The 16,257-nt window shown below is 41.6% G+C and carries 16 protein-coding genes; 15 read left to right on the plus strand and 1 reads right to left on the minus strand.

Annotation, left to right across the window (positions count from 1 at the left end; translation table 11 throughout):
* The first annotated feature begins 74 nt into the window (after positions 1 to 74).
* The gene (locus HT722_RS10735) at positions 75 to 335 is read left to right on the plus strand and encodes a hypothetical protein (RefSeq protein ID WP_345789583.1); all 261 of its coding nucleotides are present in this window, start codon (positions 75 to 77) and stop codon (positions 333 to 335) included.
* A gap of 223 nt (positions 336 to 558) precedes the next feature.
* Here the strand turns inward: HT722_RS10735 and HT722_RS06580 are convergent, their stop codons facing one another.
* Positions 559 to 2,676: an LTA synthase family protein gene (locus HT722_RS06580; RefSeq protein WP_173278242.1), complete on the minus strand. Its 2,118-nt coding sequence runs from the start codon at positions 2,674 to 2,676 to the stop codon at positions 559 to 561.
* 149 nt (positions 2,677 to 2,825) lie between these two features.
* Between HT722_RS06580 and HT722_RS06585 the strand changes: the two genes are divergently transcribed.
* From HT722_RS06585 to HT722_RS06650, 14 genes are all read left to right on the plus strand, one after another.
* Positions 2,826 to 3,989: a class I SAM-dependent rRNA methyltransferase gene (locus tag HT722_RS06585; protein ID WP_173278198.1), complete on the plus strand. Its 1,164-nt coding sequence runs from the start codon at positions 2,826 to 2,828 to the stop codon at positions 3,987 to 3,989.
* Positions 3,986 to 4,663 carry a type I 3-dehydroquinate dehydratase gene (aroD, locus tag HT722_RS06590; RefSeq protein WP_000767770.1) on the plus strand — a complete coding sequence of 226 codons (678 nt, stop codon included), beginning with the start codon at positions 3,986 to 3,988 and terminating at the stop codon, positions 4,661 to 4,663. The genes HT722_RS06585 and aroD overlap by 4 nt, the downstream gene beginning before the upstream one ends.
* A complete protein-coding gene (locus tag HT722_RS06595) occupies positions 4,653 to 5,507 on the plus strand; it encodes a shikimate dehydrogenase (RefSeq protein WP_173278200.1) in 855 nt (284 codons plus the stop codon). Before aroD ends, HT722_RS06595 begins: the two co-directional genes overlap by 11 nt.
* An 18-nt stretch (positions 5,508 to 5,525) precedes the next feature.
* Entirely contained in the window at positions 5,526 to 6,593 is a 1,068-nt protein-coding gene (gene aroB / locus HT722_RS06600) for a 3-dehydroquinate synthase (protein ID WP_173278202.1), read from the plus strand.
* Between the two features lie 9 nt (positions 6,594 to 6,602).
* Positions 6,603 to 7,769 carry a chorismate synthase gene (aroC, locus tag HT722_RS06605; RefSeq protein ID WP_173276657.1) on the plus strand — a complete coding sequence of 389 codons (1,167 nt, stop codon included), beginning with the start codon at positions 6,603 to 6,605 and terminating at the stop codon, positions 7,767 to 7,769.
* A 9-nt stretch (positions 7,770 to 7,778) separates the two neighbouring features.
* Positions 7,779 to 8,882, plus strand: coding sequence for a prephenate dehydrogenase (locus HT722_RS06610; RefSeq protein ID WP_173276656.1), 1,104 nt, complete (start codon positions 7,779 to 7,781; stop codon positions 8,880 to 8,882).
* A 10-nt stretch (positions 8,883 to 8,892) separates the two neighbouring features.
* Complete coding sequence (locus HT722_RS06615) at positions 8,893 to 9,231, plus strand: YlbF/YmcA family competence regulator (protein WP_000065969.1); 339 nt, start codon at positions 8,893 to 8,895, stop codon at positions 9,229 to 9,231.
* A 90-nt stretch (positions 9,232 to 9,321) separates the two neighbouring features.
* Positions 9,322 to 10,605: a 3-phosphoshikimate 1-carboxyvinyltransferase gene (aroA, locus tag HT722_RS06620; RefSeq protein WP_173278205.1), complete on the plus strand. Its 1,284-nt coding sequence runs from the start codon at positions 9,322 to 9,324 to the stop codon at positions 10,603 to 10,605.
* On the plus strand, positions 10,598 to 11,074 hold the full coding sequence (locus HT722_RS06625; RefSeq protein ID WP_173276654.1) for a shikimate kinase: 477 nt from the start codon (positions 10,598 to 10,600) through the stop codon (positions 11,072 to 11,074). The genes aroA and HT722_RS06625 overlap by 8 nt, the downstream gene beginning before the upstream one ends.
* The gene (pheA, locus tag HT722_RS06630) at positions 11,071 to 11,919 is read left to right on the plus strand and encodes a prephenate dehydratase (RefSeq protein WP_173276653.1); all 849 of its coding nucleotides are present in this window, start codon (positions 11,071 to 11,073) and stop codon (positions 11,917 to 11,919) included. The genes HT722_RS06625 and pheA overlap by 4 nt, the downstream gene beginning before the upstream one ends.
* Positions 11,916 to 13,190, plus strand: coding sequence for a polyisoprenyl-teichoic acid--peptidoglycan teichoic acid transferase Psr (gene psr / locus HT722_RS06635; protein ID WP_173278207.1), 1,275 nt, complete (start codon positions 11,916 to 11,918; stop codon positions 13,188 to 13,190). The genes pheA and psr overlap by 4 nt, the downstream gene beginning before the upstream one ends.
* A gap of 126 nt (positions 13,191 to 13,316) precedes the next feature.
* Positions 13,317 to 14,162, plus strand: a complete 846-nt coding sequence (locus tag HT722_RS06640; RefSeq protein ID WP_205380490.1) for a phosphorylcholine transferase LicD — start codon at positions 13,317 to 13,319, stop codon at positions 14,160 to 14,162.
* Complete coding sequence (locus tag HT722_RS06645) at positions 14,152 to 15,255, plus strand: glycosyltransferase (RefSeq protein WP_173278209.1); 1,104 nt, start codon at positions 14,152 to 14,154, stop codon at positions 15,253 to 15,255. Before HT722_RS06640 ends, HT722_RS06645 begins: the two co-directional genes overlap by 11 nt.
* 1 nt (position 15,256) lies before the next feature.
* Entirely contained in the window at positions 15,257 to 16,243 is a 987-nt protein-coding gene (locus tag HT722_RS06650; RefSeq protein ID WP_173278211.1) for a glycosyltransferase family 2 protein, read from the plus strand.
* Positions 16,244 to 16,257: the final 14 nt, after the last annotated feature.

Here is a 16,257-nt window from a genome sequence, read left to right on the forward strand (position 1 = left end):
GAATCACAAAAAATTTTAAAAAATGGCAATATTTGTTAACAAGAATTTTGTCGTTTGTTATAATGTAGTTGTAAATGATTAAGATTGGTAATCAAACATATATAGGGAGGAATGTTTTGAATAAGAAATATAATATAGTTCTATTTTTGTTGTTTATAGTTTATTTATTGGGATATTTTTCAATTTCAAAAACTTTCATTCCTATAATGTGTGTGATCCAAGTATTTTTGATAGAACATATATTTAGAGTTCGAAATAGAATGATGCAAATAGGTGAAATTTTAATTATTCTTGCTTCTATAATATTATTTATTGATAGTATATTGAGTTTGTAACAAAAGGCTTCTCTATAAAATCAAATTTTCCAGATACCTGCTGAAGCTGATTTATCATCTCATCTTTCTTCTACTATCTACGTCACTAAACTTGACAGACATATATTGCAGGTACAACCTCTCTACCTACAATCTTACAGGTTAGTTTCTTAGTTTGTTATTTGATTTTCGTTGAATTTTATTTGATAAAAAGAAATGCTCCTCCAAGACGGAAGAGCATCTTTTATTGTGATTTTGATTCGGTTTCTGCCGACTCGGGATGGAGTTCTTGGTAACTTGGTGCCTTGAAAAGGTCAGTACTAGTTTTGCCTTGTCGTTGGCTAAAAAGACTAGTTGACTGACTACCTTTTTCCTGCTCAATCTTTTGAAGAATTGGTAAAGAATTGAGGTAAGAAATACTTTCAGTATCAACTTTTCCAAGATGATCTGCTTGGTAGAAACGGATCAAATCGCCAGTTTGAATCTGGTCGCTGATTTTCAGTTGTTGACTGGCTGCCTGCCGAACGCTTTCCAGTTCAGTCTGAGTTTGTTCATCAAGATTACTGATTTCAAGACCACTTTCAGTATAGTAGGTTCGTCCGTCGTAGCTGGTGTATTTTGGTGTGACGAAGGAATTGGCAGTCCGAAAGGCAACGATTTCTTGATGATCTGGAGACAGAAGGTCTTGGCCGACTTGAAGAAAGGAACTGGACTCAATACCAAGGAGGTGTTCGAGAGTCGGTAAGATATCGATTTGTCCACCGTAGGTATTGATGATTTGCCCCTTTTCATAACCAGGCATGACCACCATAAAAGGCACTCGTTGCAACATGGCATTGTCGTAATTAGACCAGTTCTCAGAAGTCTTTCCAATCAAGGGTGCCAGCTCAGGATTTCGGGAGTTGGAAATACCATAATGGTCTCCGTAGATGACGATGATAGATTTTTCATAGAGGCCACTTTCTTTGAGATAGTCAAAGAAGGCCTTGATAGCACTATCCAGATAGTTGGCGGTTTGGAAGTAGCCATTGATCGTTTCATCTTTGGTTTTAGCCAAGGGGAAACCAAGCTCATCGCCTGTCAGATTGCTAGCATAAGGATAGTGATTGGACACCGTGATATACTTAGCATAAAAAGGCTGCTGCAAATGCTCCAGATATTGGATAGAATCTTTCATCATGATTTTATCATTTAAACCATATTGGAAAGAATTGCTACTGTCTTGCTTGGTAAAATAGGAAGCATCAAAGAAGTATTGGTAGCCCCATTGCTTGTAGGTCGTATTTCGGTTCCAGAAGGTCCCGATATTGCCGTGAAAGACAGCACTTGATTGGTAGCCGTTTTTTGATAGGATAAAAGGCGCAGCTTGCTGGGTATTGGTACCTCCATAGTTGACCATGAAGGAACCTTGGTCAAGTCCAAACAAACCAGTTTCCAGCATGGTTTCCGCATCTGAGGTCTTCCCAGCCTTGACTTGGTTAAAGATATTCGAAAAGGCTAGTGTAGATTGCGAATGGTAGAGTGAATTTAGGAAGGGAGTGACTTCATGCTCAGTTCCATCTAGGTTGAGTTTATAGTCAAGAAGAAATTGCTGGAAGCTCTCCAAGTGGAGATAAATCACATTTTTTCCTTTGGCCAAGCCAAAATAGTCTGGATTGGGTTTAGCCGAATGCTCTCGAATATAATCTGTAATAGGTTGAAGATCAGTCTCAGAGGCTTTAGCACGTTCCTTGTTGGCACTGTAGGATTGGTTGGCACTATAGCCTAAAAAGGCTGGTAAACTAAGGGCACGAACAACATAATAATTCGAAAATCCTCGCGACAGGAGATCGGGACGCTCAATTTCAGCTAAGAAAAGATTAGCAGAAAAGAGCAGGGCCGAGAGAGCAGTGATTGCAACACTGGAGCGGAATTTGAAAGGTCTCCTGTCCAGCTGGATAAGTTTTTTATAGAAAAGGAAAGCCAGCAGTGGGAAATCCATAAAATAGATGAAATCCCAAGGACGCAGTAACTCTAGTTCTGCAGTGCCGACAGACACCTTGCTGACCACCTTCATGGTATTAGCCGTGATAAAGTCACTAAATTCTCGATAGTAAAAGACGTTGGAATAAAGCCAAATGAATAAAAGGCTATAAATAGCTATACTCAGACCATAAAAAATCTTGGTTGAGCGAGCATAGAGGGCTAGAGCCAGCAGGAGTAGCCCCAAAGGAAGGGGATTGAAAAAGGCGATAAAGGCAAGGTAATTTCCCTGCAACTTGCCCACTTGAATATCTAAATTAAAGTCAACGGTATAGGCTAATAAGGTTTTGAGCCAATAGAGGATTAAAAGGGTTAGGACAAAACCCAGTCTGGTACCCATGGCTTTTTGGATTTTGTTAAAATTGCTTTTCACATATTTACTTCCTAATTTTTTATTAGTATTAGTATACCATTTTTTAAAAGAAGAGTAAAAAAGCAAGGGTAGTTTCTTTTTTGAGAATTGGCTAAAAGTTTGATATAATAGTAGTTATGAATAGAATAAGAGTCAGCAAAAGGGTTGAAAAGAAGCTCGCTAAGGGGCTAGTTTTACTAGAAGCCAGTGATCTTGAGAATGTCAATCTTAAGAATCAGGAAGTAGAAGTGCAGAGTCAGGAAGGAACCTTTCTTGGAACTGCCTACCTTTCGCAGCAAAACAAGGGCTTGGGCTGGTTTGTTAGTAAGGACAAGGTGGCCTTCAATCAAGCTTTCTTTGAAACGCTGTTTAGACAAGCTAAAGAAAAGAGAAGCGCCTACTATCAAGATGATTTGACAACTGCCTTTCGTCTCTTTAATCAAGAGGGAGATGGCTTTGGGGGTCTGACAGTGGACCTCTATGGTGACTATGTCGTCTTTTCTTGGTATAACTCTTATGTTTATCAGATTCGCAAGGTTATCTCAGAAGCTTTTAGACAGGTTTTTCCTGAGGTGTTAGGGGCCTATGAGAAAATACGCTTTAAGGGTTTGGACTATGAATCAACCCATGTTTATGGTCAAGAAGCACCTGACTTTTTCACTGTTTTGGAAAATGGTGTCTTGTATCAGGTCTTTATGAATGATGGCTTGATGACAGGGATTTTCCTAGACCAGCATGAAGTTCGCGGTAGTTTAGTGGATGGTTTGGCTATGGGTAAATCCTTGCTCAATATGTTTTCTTATACAGCTGCCTTTTCCGTGGCTGCGGCCATGGGGGGAGCTAGCCAGACTACTTCGGTTGACCTAGCCAAACGTTCACGAGAATTGTCTCAAGCGCATTTTCAGGCAAATGGAATCAGTACAGATGACCACCGTTTTGTGGTCATGGATGTCTTTGAATATTTCAAGTATGCCAAACGCAAAGGCTTGACCTACGATGTGATTGTCCTAGATCCGCCTAGCTTTGCTCGGAACAAAAAACAGACCTTCTCTGTGGCCAAGGATTATCACAAGTTGATTTCCCAGAGTCTTGATATTTTAAATCCGGGAGGAATTATCATTGCCAGTACCAATGCTGCCAATGTTTCCCGCCAGAAATTTACAGAACAAATTGATAAAGGCTTTGCAGGAAGAAGTTACCAGATTTTAAATAAATACGGTCTTCCAGCAGATTTCGCCTATAATAAAAAAGATGAAAGTAGTAATTACCTCAAGGTGATTAGTATGAAGGTTAGTAAATGAAATTAATCGTTTCAGTAATGCCAAGGAGTTTAGAGGAGGCTCAGGCTCTGGATGCCACAAGGTATCAAGATGCTGATATTATTGAATGGCGTGCCGACTATCTGCCTAAAGAAGCGATTTTGCAGGTAGCTCCAGCTATTTTTGAAAAATTTGCAGGTCGTGAATTGGTTTTCACATTGCGAACTCGCTCTGAAGGGGGAGAAATCGACCTTTCTCCAGAAGAATATATCCATCTAATCAAGGAAGTGGCGCAACTCTATCAACCAGATTATATTGATTTTGAGTACTATAGCTACAAGGATGTTTTTGAGGAAATGCTGGACTTCCCAAATCTTGTTTTGAGTTACCATAATTTCCAAGAAACACCTGAAAATATGATGGAAATCTTGTCAGAGTTGACGAGCCTAAATCCAAAACTTGTTAAGGTTGCGGTGATGGCTCATACGGAGCAGGATGTGCTAGACTTGATGAACTATACACGAGGCTTTAAAACCCTCAATCCTGAGCAGGAATATGTAACTATTTCTATGGGCAAGGTGGGCAAGGTCTCTCGTATCACTGCAGATGTGACAGGTTCTAGCTGGTCCTTTGCTAGTCTGGATGAGGCTAGTGCCCCTGGTCAGATTTCTCTAGCTAGCATGAAAAAAATTCGGGAGATTTTGGATGAAGCTTGATGGCTATACACGTTTAGCTGCCGTTGTTGCCAATCCTATTAAGCATTCTATTTCCCCCTTCATCCACAACAGCGCCTTTGAGGCGACAACTACCAACGGTGCTTATGTGGCTTGGGAGATTGAAGCGGGTGATTTGGCAGAAACAGTGGCTAATATTCGTCGCTACCAGATGTTTGGCATCAACCTGTCCATGCCCTATAAGGAGCAGGTGATTCCTTATTTGGATGAGCTGAGTGACGAATCGTGCTTGATTGGTGCGGTTAATACGGTTGTCAATGAGAATGGCAATTTAATTGGATATAATACAGATGGCAAGGGATTTTTTAAGAGCTTGCCTTCTTTTACAATTACAGGTAAGAAGATGACCCTGCTGGGTGCAGGTGGTGCGGCCAAGTCTATCTTGGCACAGGCTATTTTGGACGGCGTCAGTCAGATTTCGGTTTTTGTTCGTTCAGTTTCTATGGAAAAAACAAGACCTTACCTAGACAAGTTACAGGAGCAAACAGGCTTTAAAGTGGACTTGTACGCTTTAGAAGATGTTCCTAAACTGCAAGCAAGGATTGCTGAGTCGGATTTACTGGTCAATGCCACCAGTGTGGGCATGGATGGTCAATCATCCCCAGTTCCTGAAAGCATCAATTTGCCAGAAACTATCTTGGTGGCAGATATTATTTATCAACCCTTTGAAACGCCATTTTTAAAATGGGCCAGAAGTCAGGGCAAACCAGCGGTTAATGGTCTGGGAATGTTGCTCTATCAAGCTGCAGAAGCTTTTCAACTGTGGACAGGCAAGGAAATGCCAACAGAAGAGATTTGGCAGTCTTTAACAGAAAAATACCAATAAAGAAAAGGAGATTCTCCTATGAAAATCAGAATCGATATTCCTCATCATCCTTATGATATTCAGATTGAAAAAGGTTGTCTGGCTCAGGCTGGTCAATGGTTGCGAGAACTCTGGCAACCACAAAAGGTAGTCATTGTGACAGATAACCATGTAGCTTCTCTTCATGCAGAGAAGGTCAAGCTCAGCCTAGAAGATGCTGGTTTTCAGGTGGCAGTATTTGACTTTTTAGAAGGGGAAGAAAGAAAGAATTTAACCACTGTCCAGAAAGTCTATGAATTCCTAGTTAAGCAGGGGTTGACTCGTAGCGATGGAATCGTGGCTCTTGGTGGTGGTGTCGTTGGGGACCTGGCTGGCTTTGTAGCCTCTACCTATATGCGGGGTATTCACTTTGTTCAGATTCCGACTAGTTTGACAGCCCAGGTTGATTCGTCTATCGGCGGAAAGACGGGTGTTAACACTCCATTTGCTAAAAATATGGTGGGTACCTTTGCCCAACCAGACGGGGTTCTGATTGATCCGCTTGTCCTTGAAACACTCGGAAAGAGAGAGTTGATTGAAGGAATGGGTGAGGTTATCAAGTACGGCTTGATTGAGGATCCAGAACTGTGGCAAATCTTGACGGAGCTGGATGGTTCTGTTGAGAGCATTTTGGAACATGCAGAGACCTTGATTGAACATTCTTGTCAGGTCAAGCGCAAGATGGTGGTTGAGGATGAGCTGGACAATGGTGTTCGCCTTTACCTCAACTTTGGCCACACTATTGGCCATGCCATTGAAGCAACTGCCGGTTATGGAAAAGTCATGCATGGTGAAGCTGTGGCCATGGGCATGGTGCAGATTTCCAAGGTTGCTGAGAAAAAGGGTCTCATGCCAGCTGGCATTACCCAGTCCATCACAGAAATGTGTCAGAAATTTGGCTTGCCTGTTAACTATGAAAACTGGGATGTTGACAAGCTTTATCAAGCTCTTACTCATGACAAAAAAGCGCGTGGCAACACCTTGAAATTGGTCTTGGTACCAGAGCTTGGTTCAGCAACCATTCACCCAGTTTCTCTGGAAGAGATGAAAGACTACTTGGTAAAATAAGGAGAGTGTATGAGATATTTAACTGCAGGAGAATCACACGGCCCCCGTCTAACGGCTATCATTGAGGGAATTCCAGCTGGACTACCTTTGACAGTCGAGGATATCAATGGAGACCTTAGACGCCGTCAGGGTGGCTACGGTCGTGGTGGTCGTATGAAGATTGAGAGTGACCAGGTTGTCTTTACTTCGGGTGTTCGCCACGGGAAGACGACGGGGGCTCCCATTACCATGGATGTCGTCAATAAAGACCACCAAAAATGGCTGGATATCATGTCTGCTGAGGACATTGAAGACCGCCTAAAAAGCAAACGGAAAATCACTCATCCTCGGCCAGGTCATGCCGATTTGGTTGGGGGCATCAAGTACCGTTTTGATGATTTGCGAAATTCTTTGGAGCGTTCATCAGCTCGTGAAACCACCATGCGAGTGGCAGTCGGAGCAGTAGCTAAACGCCTCTTGACTGAGCTGGATATGGAGATTGCCAACCATGTCGTAGTCTTTGGTGGCAAGGAAATAGATGTACCTGAAAATCTGACAGTTGCGGAGATTAAGGAACGAGCTGCCCAGTCAGAAGTTTCTATTGTCAACCAAGAAAGGGAACAAGAAATCAAGGATTATATTGACCAAATCAAACGTGACGGTGATACCATCGGTGGGGTTGTGGAGACAGTCGTTGGAGGTGTTCCAGTTGGTCTTGGTTCCTATGTCCAATGGGACAGAAAATTGGATGCAAGATTGGCCCAAGCTGTTGTCTCTATCAATGCCTTTAAAGGGGTGGAATTTGGTCTTGGATTTGAGGCTGGTTATCGTAAAGGCAGCCAAGTTATGGATGAAATTCTCTGGTCTAAAGAAGACGGTTATACCCGCCGTACCAACAATCTAGGGGGCTTTGAAGGTGGTATGACTAATGGGCAACCCATTGTTGTTCGTGGTGTCATGAAACCCATTCCTACTCTTTATAAGCCTCTTATGAGTGTGGATATCGAAACCCACGAACCTTATAAGGCAACCGTGGAGAGAAGTGATCCGACCGCTCTTCCAGCTGCAGGAGTGGTTATGGAAGCTGTTGTGGCAACGGTTTTGGCACAAGAAATCCTCGAAAAATTCTCATCAGATAATCTTGAGGAACTAAAAGAAGCGGTAGCCAAACACCGAGACTATACAAAGAATTATTAAGGAGTTCCTATGGCAAAAACAATCTATATCGCAGGTCTTGGTTTGATTGGTGCCTCTATGGCACTTGGTATCAAACGCGATCATCCAGATTATGAAATTTTAGGCTATAATCGCAGTCAAGCTTCGAGAGATATTGCCTTGAAAGAAGGCATGATTGACCGTGCAACGGATGATTTTGCCAGTTTTGCTCCTTTGGCAGATATCATCATTCTCAGCTTGCCAATCAAGCAAACCATTGCTTTCATTAAGGAGTTGGCCCACTTGGACTTGAAAGAAGGCGTCATTATTTCAGATGCTGGTTCAACCAAGTCAGCCATTGTGGATGCGGCGGAGAACTATTTGTCTGGCAAGTCTGTTCGCTTTGTCGGGGCCCATCCCATGGCTGGTAGTCACAAGACAGGGGCTGCTTCTGCGGATGTCAATCTTTTTGAAAATGCCTATTATATCTTTACACCTTCAAGCCTGACAGGTCAGGATACGCTTGAGGAAATGAGGGATCTGCTTTCAGGTCTTCATGCTCGCTTTATCGAGATTGATGCCAAGGAGCATGATCGGGTGACTTCTCAGATTAGCCATTTTCCTCATATTCTGGCTTCTAGTCTCATGGAGCAGACTGCGGTCTATGCTCAAGAACATGAGATGGCAAGGCGCTTTGCGGCTGGTGGTTTTCGAGATATGACCCGAATTGCGGAAAGCGAGCCGGGTATGTGGACCTCCATTCTCTTGTCCAATCGTGAAACTATTCTAGACCGCATTGCGGATTTCAAGGAGCGTTTGGAAGCGATTGGTCAGGCCATTAGTAAGGGAGATGAAGAGCAAATTTGGAACTTTTTTAACCAAGCGCGTGAACAACGTCAGGCCATGGAAATCCATAAGCGTGGCGGTGTGGATAGCTCTTATGACCTTTATGTCGATGTTCCTGATGAAGAAGACGTTATTTTACGAATCTTGGAATTGCTGCGAGGAACTTCCTTGGTCAATATTCATATCAATGAGGAAAACCGTGAAGATATTCACGGGATCCTACAAATTTCATTTAAAAATGCTCAAGACTTGGAACGAGCCGAGCATCTCATAACAGAAAATACAGACTATACAGTCGTCATCAAATAAGGAGAACATCATGTCAAATATTTACGATAGTGCAAACGAACTCAGTCGCGGTCTACGCGAATTGCCAGAATACAAGGCTGTTAAAGCAGCTAAAGATGCGATTGCAGCAGATGCTGAGGCAAGTAAAATCTTTACAGAATATGTTGCCTTCCAAGAAGAAATTCAAAGACTAGCCCAGACAGGGCAAATGCCAGACGCATCCTTCCAAGCGAAAATGGAAGGCTTTGGTAAACAGATTCAAGGGAACAGCCTCTTGTCAGAATTCTTTACCAAGCAACAACAATTGGCAATTTACCTTTCTGACATTGAAAAAATTGTTTTCGAACCAGTTTCAGAATTGCTAAAATAAGAAAAGAACTATCCTAAAGTCAGAATTTTTAAGGAATTTCTGGCTTTTTATGATAAAATAGGTAAAAGTATTGCAAGTATGAGGTCCAGTATGAAACTAAAAACAAACATTCGCCACTTACATGGCAGTATCCGCGTTCCAGGTGACAAGTCTATCAGCCACCGTTCCATTATCTTTGGAAGTTTGGCTGAGGGTGAGACCAAGGTTTATGATATTCTGCGAGGTGAAGACGTTCTTTCGACCATGCAGGTTTTTCGTGACCTTGGTGTTGAAATTGAGGACAAAGATGGGGTTATTACCATTCAAGGTGTGGGTATAGAAGGCTTAAAAGCTCCGCAAAATGCCCTTGATATGGGAAATTCTGGTACCTCGATTCGCCTGATTTCAGGTGTCCTTGCAGGTGCAGATTTTGAAGTAGAAATGTTCGGAGACGATAGTCTTTCCAAACGTCCTATGGACCGTGTGACGATTCCTCTGAAAAAAATGGGCGTCAGTATTTCAGGGCAAACTGAGCGAGATTTGCCTCCTTTGCGTTTGCAAGGGACGAAAAACCTAAGACCTATTCATTATGAGTTGCCAATTGCCTCTGCCCAAGTCAAGTCAGCCTTGATGTTTGCGGCCTTGCAGGCTCAGGGGGAGTCAGTTATTATTGAAAAAGAGTGCACCCGTAATCATACGGAAGATATGTTACAGCAATTTGGTGGTCATTTAAGTGTGGATGGCAAGAAAATCACAGTCCAAGGACCGCAAAAATTGACAGGACAAAAGGTGGTTGTTCCAGGAGATATTTCCAGTGCAGCCTTTTGGTTGGTCGCAGGTTTAATTGTTCCAAACTCTCGTGTGGTGCTTAAAAATGTGGGCATCAACGAAACGCGTACAGGTATCATTGATGTCATTCGCGCCATGGGTGGAAAACTAGAAGTAACTGAAATTGACCCAGTCGCTAAATCCGCAACCTTAACTGTTGAGTCTTCAGACCTCAAAGGAACAGAGATTGGCGGTGCCTTGATTCCACGTTTGATTGATGAATTGCCAGTTATCGCTCTACTTGCGACCCAAGCCCAAGGTGTAACAGTTATTAAGGATGCTGAGGAACTTAAGGTTAAGGAAACAGACCGTATTCAGGTTGTGGCAGACGCCTTAAATAGTATGGGAGCAGATATTACTCCTACGGCAGATGGGATGATTATCAAAGGAAAATCAGCTCTTCACGGTGCTAGAGTCAATACTTTTGGAGATCATCGTATCGGTATGATGACATCCATCGCAGCCCTCTTGGTTGCAGATGGTGAAGTGGAGCTTGATCGTGCAGAAGCCATCAATACTAGCTATCCTAGCTTCTTTGATGATTTGGAGAGCTTGATTCATGGCTAAGGTGTTATTAGGCTTTATGGGGGCTGGAAAATCGACTATTGCAAGAGGCTTGGACCCTAATTACCTTGATATGGATGCCCTGATTGAGAAACGCCTAGGTATGTCCATTACGAATTTTTTCGCTGAAAAGGGAGAAGCGGCCTTTCGTCAGATAGAATCAGAAGTCCTAGCTGATTTACTACAAACAGACCAAGTCGTGTCAACTGGAGGAGGAGTGGTTATTTCTCAGAGAAATCGTGACTTACTAAAGACAAATTCTGATAATATCTACCTGAAAGCTGATTTTGAAATCCTCTACCAACGTATCGCAGCTGATAAGGACAATCAGCGTCCGCTTTTTCTAAATAATAGTAAGGAAGAACTTGCAGCTATTTTTAAAGAAAGACAGGCTTGGTATGAGGAAGTGGCTAGTCGGGTTTTGGATGTGACCAAGCTAAGTCCAGAGGAAATTATAGAGGAACTGAGATGAAAATTGCTTATCTAGGTCCCAAGGGATCATTTTCACACCACGTTGTGCAGACAGCTTTTCCTCATGAGGAATTGCAGGCTTTTTCCAACATTACAGATGTCATCAAGGCCTATGAGCAGGGCTTGGTGGACTATTCTGTGGTGCCAGTTGAAAACTCTATCGAGGGTAGTGTTCATGAAACCTTGGACTACCTTTTTCATCAGGCTCGCATCCAAGCAGTGGCAGAAATTGTTCAGCCTATTCATCAGCAGTTGATGGTGGTTCCAGGTCACACTAAGATTGAAAAGATTTTTTCACATCCACAGGCCTTGGCTCAAGGAAAGAAATTCATCGATGAACAGTATCCAGAGGCTCAAATCGAGGTAACAGCTAGTACAGCTTATGCGGCCCGCTTTATTTCAGAACATCCAGACCAGCCTTTTGCGGCAATTGCACCTAGAAGTTCTGCTCAAGAATATGGCTTAGAACTGATTGCTGAGGATATTCAGGAAATGGAAGCCAATTTCACACGTTTCTGGGTTCTGGGAGCTGAAGGTGCAGCTATTCCCTTGCAAGCACAAACTGAGAAAATGAGTTTGGCCTTGACCTTACCTGACAACCTTCCAGGTGCACTTTATAAGGCCCTGTCGACCTTTGCTTGGCGAGGAATTGACTTAACAAAAATTGAAAGTCGTCCACTCAAGACAGCGCTAGGCGAATACTTTTTCATTATCGATGTAGACTATGCTGATAAGGACTTGGTTCACTTTGCCCAAAAAGAACTAGAAGCGATTGGAATCCAGTATAAAATTCTGGGTGCCTATCCTATTTATCCAATATCAGATCATGGAAAGGAGAGAAGATGAGTAAAGAAAATCCTCTCAGTCATCATGAAAAATTACGTTATGATTATTTACTAAAAAATATTCACTATCTCAATGAGAGAGAAAAAAATGAGTTTGCCTATTTGCAAGAAAAGCTAACTCTTGCTAGGGTAAATAGTAGTTCCAGCTTGGAACAAGAAAGAGAAGAGCAGGTTGACTTACCAAGCTATGCGAACCGGAGTCGCTCACAATCCAAATCACAAGCACTCTCTGCTCCTCCCAAAAAGAAAAGACGGAAGCTCCGTCTTAAACGCATTTTTATGGTGATTTTTTCACTTTTGGTCTGTGTGGCTTTGGCCATGGTATTCATGTTTTTACGTGGTTACCAAGATGCTAGTGCAAAGAAAACTGCTGATGCTAAGGCAGCACAGGTTCAAGTCTTTAATGGTCAGGACGCTAGAGACGGGGTTAATATTTTGATCATGGGGACGGACGGTCGAATTGGTCAAAATAGTGCTGAGACGCGGACAGACTCTATTATGGTATTAAATGTTGGTGGCTCAGATAAGAAAATCAAGCTGGTCAGTTTCATGCGTGACAATTTGGTTTATATAGACGGTTATAGTCAAGTCATTAACGGTAGAAAACAGACGGATAATAAGTTAAACGTAGCCTATGAACTAGGGGAACAAGAAGGACAAAAAGGGGCAGAAATGGTTCGCCAAGTCTTGAAAGATAATTTTGACTTGGATATTAAGTACTATGCCTTGGTCGATTTTCAGGCCTTTGCCACAGCGATTGACACGCTTTTCCCTGATGGGGTGACGATTGATGCTCAATTTTCAACATTGAATGGGCGTCCACTAACAGAAGCTACAGTCGGAGATGATTTACACGCTACTGAGACTGAGTCTCCAACCCAGACTATTAAAGTCGGAAAACAGCAGATGAACGGTTCAACCTTGCTCAATTATGCTCGTTTCCGTGATGATGATGAGGCGGATTACGGCCGTACCAAAAGACAGCAGCAAGTTTTAACAGCAATTTTAGAGCAAATTAAAGATCCTACTAAACTTTTCACTGGTTCTGAAGCTCTTGGAAAGGTTTTTGCTATGACCTCAACCAATGCACCCTATACTTTCCTCCTAACAAACGGTTTATCTGTTTTGGATGGAGCAAAAAATGGTATTGAAAAATTGACGATTCCAGAACTGGGTGACTGGGTAGATGCCTATGATGTTTATGGAGGCTTGGGCTTGCTTGTCGATCAAAACAAATATCAGAATAAATTGTCTCAGATGGGCTTGAGATAAGATAAGACAGGAAAAATCAAAGTTTGATAGCTATTTATCTAGCAGTCAGGCTTTGATTTTTTACAGTCTCTAATAGATTTTCATCCCTTATTTGTGGTATAATGAAACGATACGATAGAAAGAAAAATGAACAATATGACTGATTTAAAAGCAATTCAGGCTCGTAGTCTGGAGATGGCTGAATATTTTGTTGCCTTTTGCAAGGAGCATGATTTACTTTGTTATCTCTGTGGAGGGGGTGCTATTGGTGCCCTTCGAAACAAGGGCTTTATTCCTTGGGATGACGACCTAGACTTTTTTATGCCCCGTAAGGACTATGAAAAATTGGCAGAATTATGGCCTCGCTATGCAGATGAGCGTTATTTCTTGTCAAAGAGTCACAAGGATTTTGTCGACCGTAATCTTTTTATTACCATTCGTGACAAGGAAACTACCTGCATTAAACCTTACCAGCAAGATTTGGATTTGCCACATGGTTTGGCTTTGGATGTTTTGCCTTTAGATTATTATCCTAAAAATCCAGCTGAGCGGAAAAAACAGGTTCGTTGGGCACTGATTTATTCTCTTTTTTGTGCTCAAACTATTCCAGAAAAGCATGGCGCACTTATGAAGTGGGGAAGCCGTATTTTACTGGGGTTAACTCCAAAATCTCTCCGTTATCGCATTTGGAAAAAAGCTGAAAAAGAAATGACCAAGTACAGTCTAGCTGAGAGCGATGGAATTACGGAATTATGCTCAGGTCCTGGCTACATGAGAAACAAGTATCCAATAGCATCTTTTGAAGACAATCTTTTCTTACCATTTGAAGGAACAGAGATGCCTATTCCAGTTGGCTACGATGCCTATCTCAGCACTGCTTTTGACGATTATATGACTCCTCCGCCAGCAGACAAGCAGATGCCGCATCATGATGCTGTCATCGCTGATATGGATAAGTCTTATACAGAATACAAGGGAGAATATGGTGGCTAAGAAAAAAATCTTATTTTTTATGTGGTCTTTTTCTCTCGGAGGCGGTGCAGAAAAGATTCTGTCTACCATTGTTTCAAATCTGGATCCAGAAAAGTATGATATTGATATTCTTGAAATGGAGCACTTTGACAAGGGATACGAATCTGTTCCCAAGCATGTAGGCATTTTAAAATCTCTTCAAGATTATCGCCAAGCTAGATGGTTACGAGCTTTTTTGTGGAGAATGAGAATTTATTTTCCAAGGCTGACTCGTCGCTTGCTTGTAAAAGATGACTATGATGTTGAAGTTTCTTTTACCATTATGAATCCACCACTGTTGTTTTCTAAAAGAAAAGAAGTCAAGAAAATCTCTTGGATTCATGGAAGTATCGAAGAATTTCTTAAGGATAGCTCCAAAAGGGAATCACATAGACGCCAGTTGGATGATGCGGATATCATTGTAGGAATTTCAAAAAAGACCAGTCATTCTATCAAGGAAGTCTATCCAGATTATGCTTCTAAATTACAGACGGTCTACAATGGATATGATTTTAAGACTATTTTAGAAAAATCTCAAGAGAAGATTGATATCGAGATTGCGCCTCAAAGTATCTGTGCTATCGGACGGATTGAGGAAAATAAGGGTTCTGACCGTGTGGTGGAAGTGATACGATTATTACACCAAGAGGGGAAAAACTATCACCTTTACTTTATAGGTGCTGGTGATATGGAAGAGGAACTGAAAAAGCGAGTCAAAGAGTATGAGCTTGAGGACCATGTATATTTCCTTGGTTATCAAAAAAATCCTTATCAATATTTGTCTCAGATGAAAGTTCTCTTGTCTATGTCTAAACAAGAAGGTTTTCCTGGAGTGTATGTGGAAGCCTTGAGTCTGGGACTTCCTTTTGTCTCTACGGATGTCGGAGGGGCTGAGGAATTATCCCAAGAAGGACGATTTGGACAAATCATTGAGAGCAATCAAGAGGCAGCTCAGGCAATTACTAATTACATGACTTCTGCCTCAAACTTCGATGTTAATGAGGCTAGTCAATTCATTCAACAATTTACAATTGCCAAACAAATCGAACAAGTAGAAAAACTATTAGAGGAGTAGCATGGGAACTGCATTAATTAGTGTCATTGTGCCAGTCTATAATGTGGCGCAGTACCTAGAAAAATCGATAGCTTCCATTCAGAAGCAGACCTACCAAAATCTGGAAATTATTCTTGTTGATGATGGTGCAACAGATGAGAGTGGTCGCTTGTGTGATTCAATCGCTGAACTAGATGATAGGGTGTCAGTGCTTCATAAAAAGAATGAAGGTTTGTCACAAGCACGAAATGATGGAATGAAGCAGGCTCACGGGGATTATCTGATTTTTATTGACTCAGATGATTATATCCATCCAGAAATGATTCAGAGTTTATATGAGCAATTAATTCAAGAAGATGCGGATGTTTCAAGCTGTGGTGTCATGAATGTCTATGCTAATGATGAAAGCCCACAGTCAGCTAATCAGGATGACTATTTTGTCTGTGATTCCCAAACATTTCTAAGGGAATACCTCATAGGTGAAAAAATACCTGGGACGATTTGCAATAAGCTAATCAAGAGAGAGATTGCAACTGCCCTATCCTTTCCTAAGGGATTGATTTATGAAGATGCTTATTATCATTTTGATTTAATCAAGTTGGCCAAGAAGTATGTGGTTAATACTAAACCCTATTATTACTATTTCCATAGAGGGGATAGTATTACGACTAAACCCTATGCAGAGAAGGATTTAGCCTATATTGATATCTACCAAAAGTTTTATAATGAAGTTATGAAAAACTATCCTGATTTGAAAGAGGTTGCTTTTTTTAGATTGGCCTATGCTTACTTCTTTATTCTGGATAAGATGTTGCTAGATGATCAGTATAAACAGTTTGAAGCCTATTCTCAGATTCATCGTTTTTTAAAAGGCCATGCCTTTGCTATTGCTAGGAATTCAATTTTCCGTAAGGGGAGAAGAATTAGTGCTTTGGCTCTATTCATAAATATTTCCTTATACCGATTCTTATTACTAAAAAATATTGAAAAATCTAAAAAATTACATTAGAACGGGGGTGAGCA

This window comes from Streptococcus sp. 53 (assembly GCF_013276565.1).
GTDB lineage: Bacteria > Bacillota > Bacilli > Lactobacillales > Streptococcaceae > Streptococcus.

Excerpts from the sequence above, each read along its gene's own strand:
- HT722_RS10735 (WP_345789583.1), top strand. The coding sequence starts at position 75 with ATGATTAAGATTGGTAATCAAACATATATAGGGAGGAATGTTTTGAAT.
- HT722_RS06580 (WP_173278242.1), bottom strand. The coding sequence starts at position 2,676 with ATGGGTACCAGACTGGGTTTTGTCCTAACCCTTTTAATCCTCTATTGG.
- HT722_RS06585 (WP_173278198.1), top strand. The coding sequence starts at position 2,826 with ATGAATAGAATAAGAGTCAGCAAAAGGGTTGAAAAGAAGCTCGCTAAG.
- aroD (WP_000767770.1), top strand. The coding sequence starts at position 3,986 with ATGAAATTAATCGTTTCAGTAATGCCAAGGAGTTTAGAGGAGGCTCAG.
- HT722_RS06595 (WP_173278200.1), top strand. The coding sequence starts at position 4,653 with ATGAAGCTTGATGGCTATACACGTTTAGCTGCCGTTGTTGCCAATCCT.
- aroB (WP_173278202.1), top strand. The coding sequence starts at position 5,526 with ATGAAAATCAGAATCGATATTCCTCATCATCCTTATGATATTCAGATT.
- aroC (WP_173276657.1), top strand. The coding sequence starts at position 6,603 with ATGAGATATTTAACTGCAGGAGAATCACACGGCCCCCGTCTAACGGCT.
- HT722_RS06610 (WP_173276656.1), top strand. The coding sequence starts at position 7,779 with ATGGCAAAAACAATCTATATCGCAGGTCTTGGTTTGATTGGTGCCTCT.
- HT722_RS06615 (WP_000065969.1), top strand. The coding sequence starts at position 8,893 with ATGTCAAATATTTACGATAGTGCAAACGAACTCAGTCGCGGTCTACGC.
- aroA (WP_173278205.1), top strand. The coding sequence starts at position 9,322 with ATGAAACTAAAAACAAACATTCGCCACTTACATGGCAGTATCCGCGTT.
- HT722_RS06625 (WP_173276654.1), top strand. The coding sequence starts at position 10,598 with ATGGCTAAGGTGTTATTAGGCTTTATGGGGGCTGGAAAATCGACTATT.
- pheA (WP_173276653.1), top strand. The coding sequence starts at position 11,071 with ATGAAAATTGCTTATCTAGGTCCCAAGGGATCATTTTCACACCACGTT.
- psr (WP_173278207.1), top strand. The coding sequence starts at position 11,916 with ATGAGTAAAGAAAATCCTCTCAGTCATCATGAAAAATTACGTTATGAT.
- HT722_RS06640 (WP_205380490.1), top strand. The coding sequence starts at position 13,317 with ATGAACAATATGACTGATTTAAAAGCAATTCAGGCTCGTAGTCTGGAG.
- HT722_RS06645 (WP_173278209.1), top strand. The coding sequence starts at position 14,152 with ATGGTGGCTAAGAAAAAAATCTTATTTTTTATGTGGTCTTTTTCTCTC.
- HT722_RS06650 (WP_173278211.1), top strand. The coding sequence starts at position 15,257 with ATGGGAACTGCATTAATTAGTGTCATTGTGCCAGTCTATAATGTGGCG.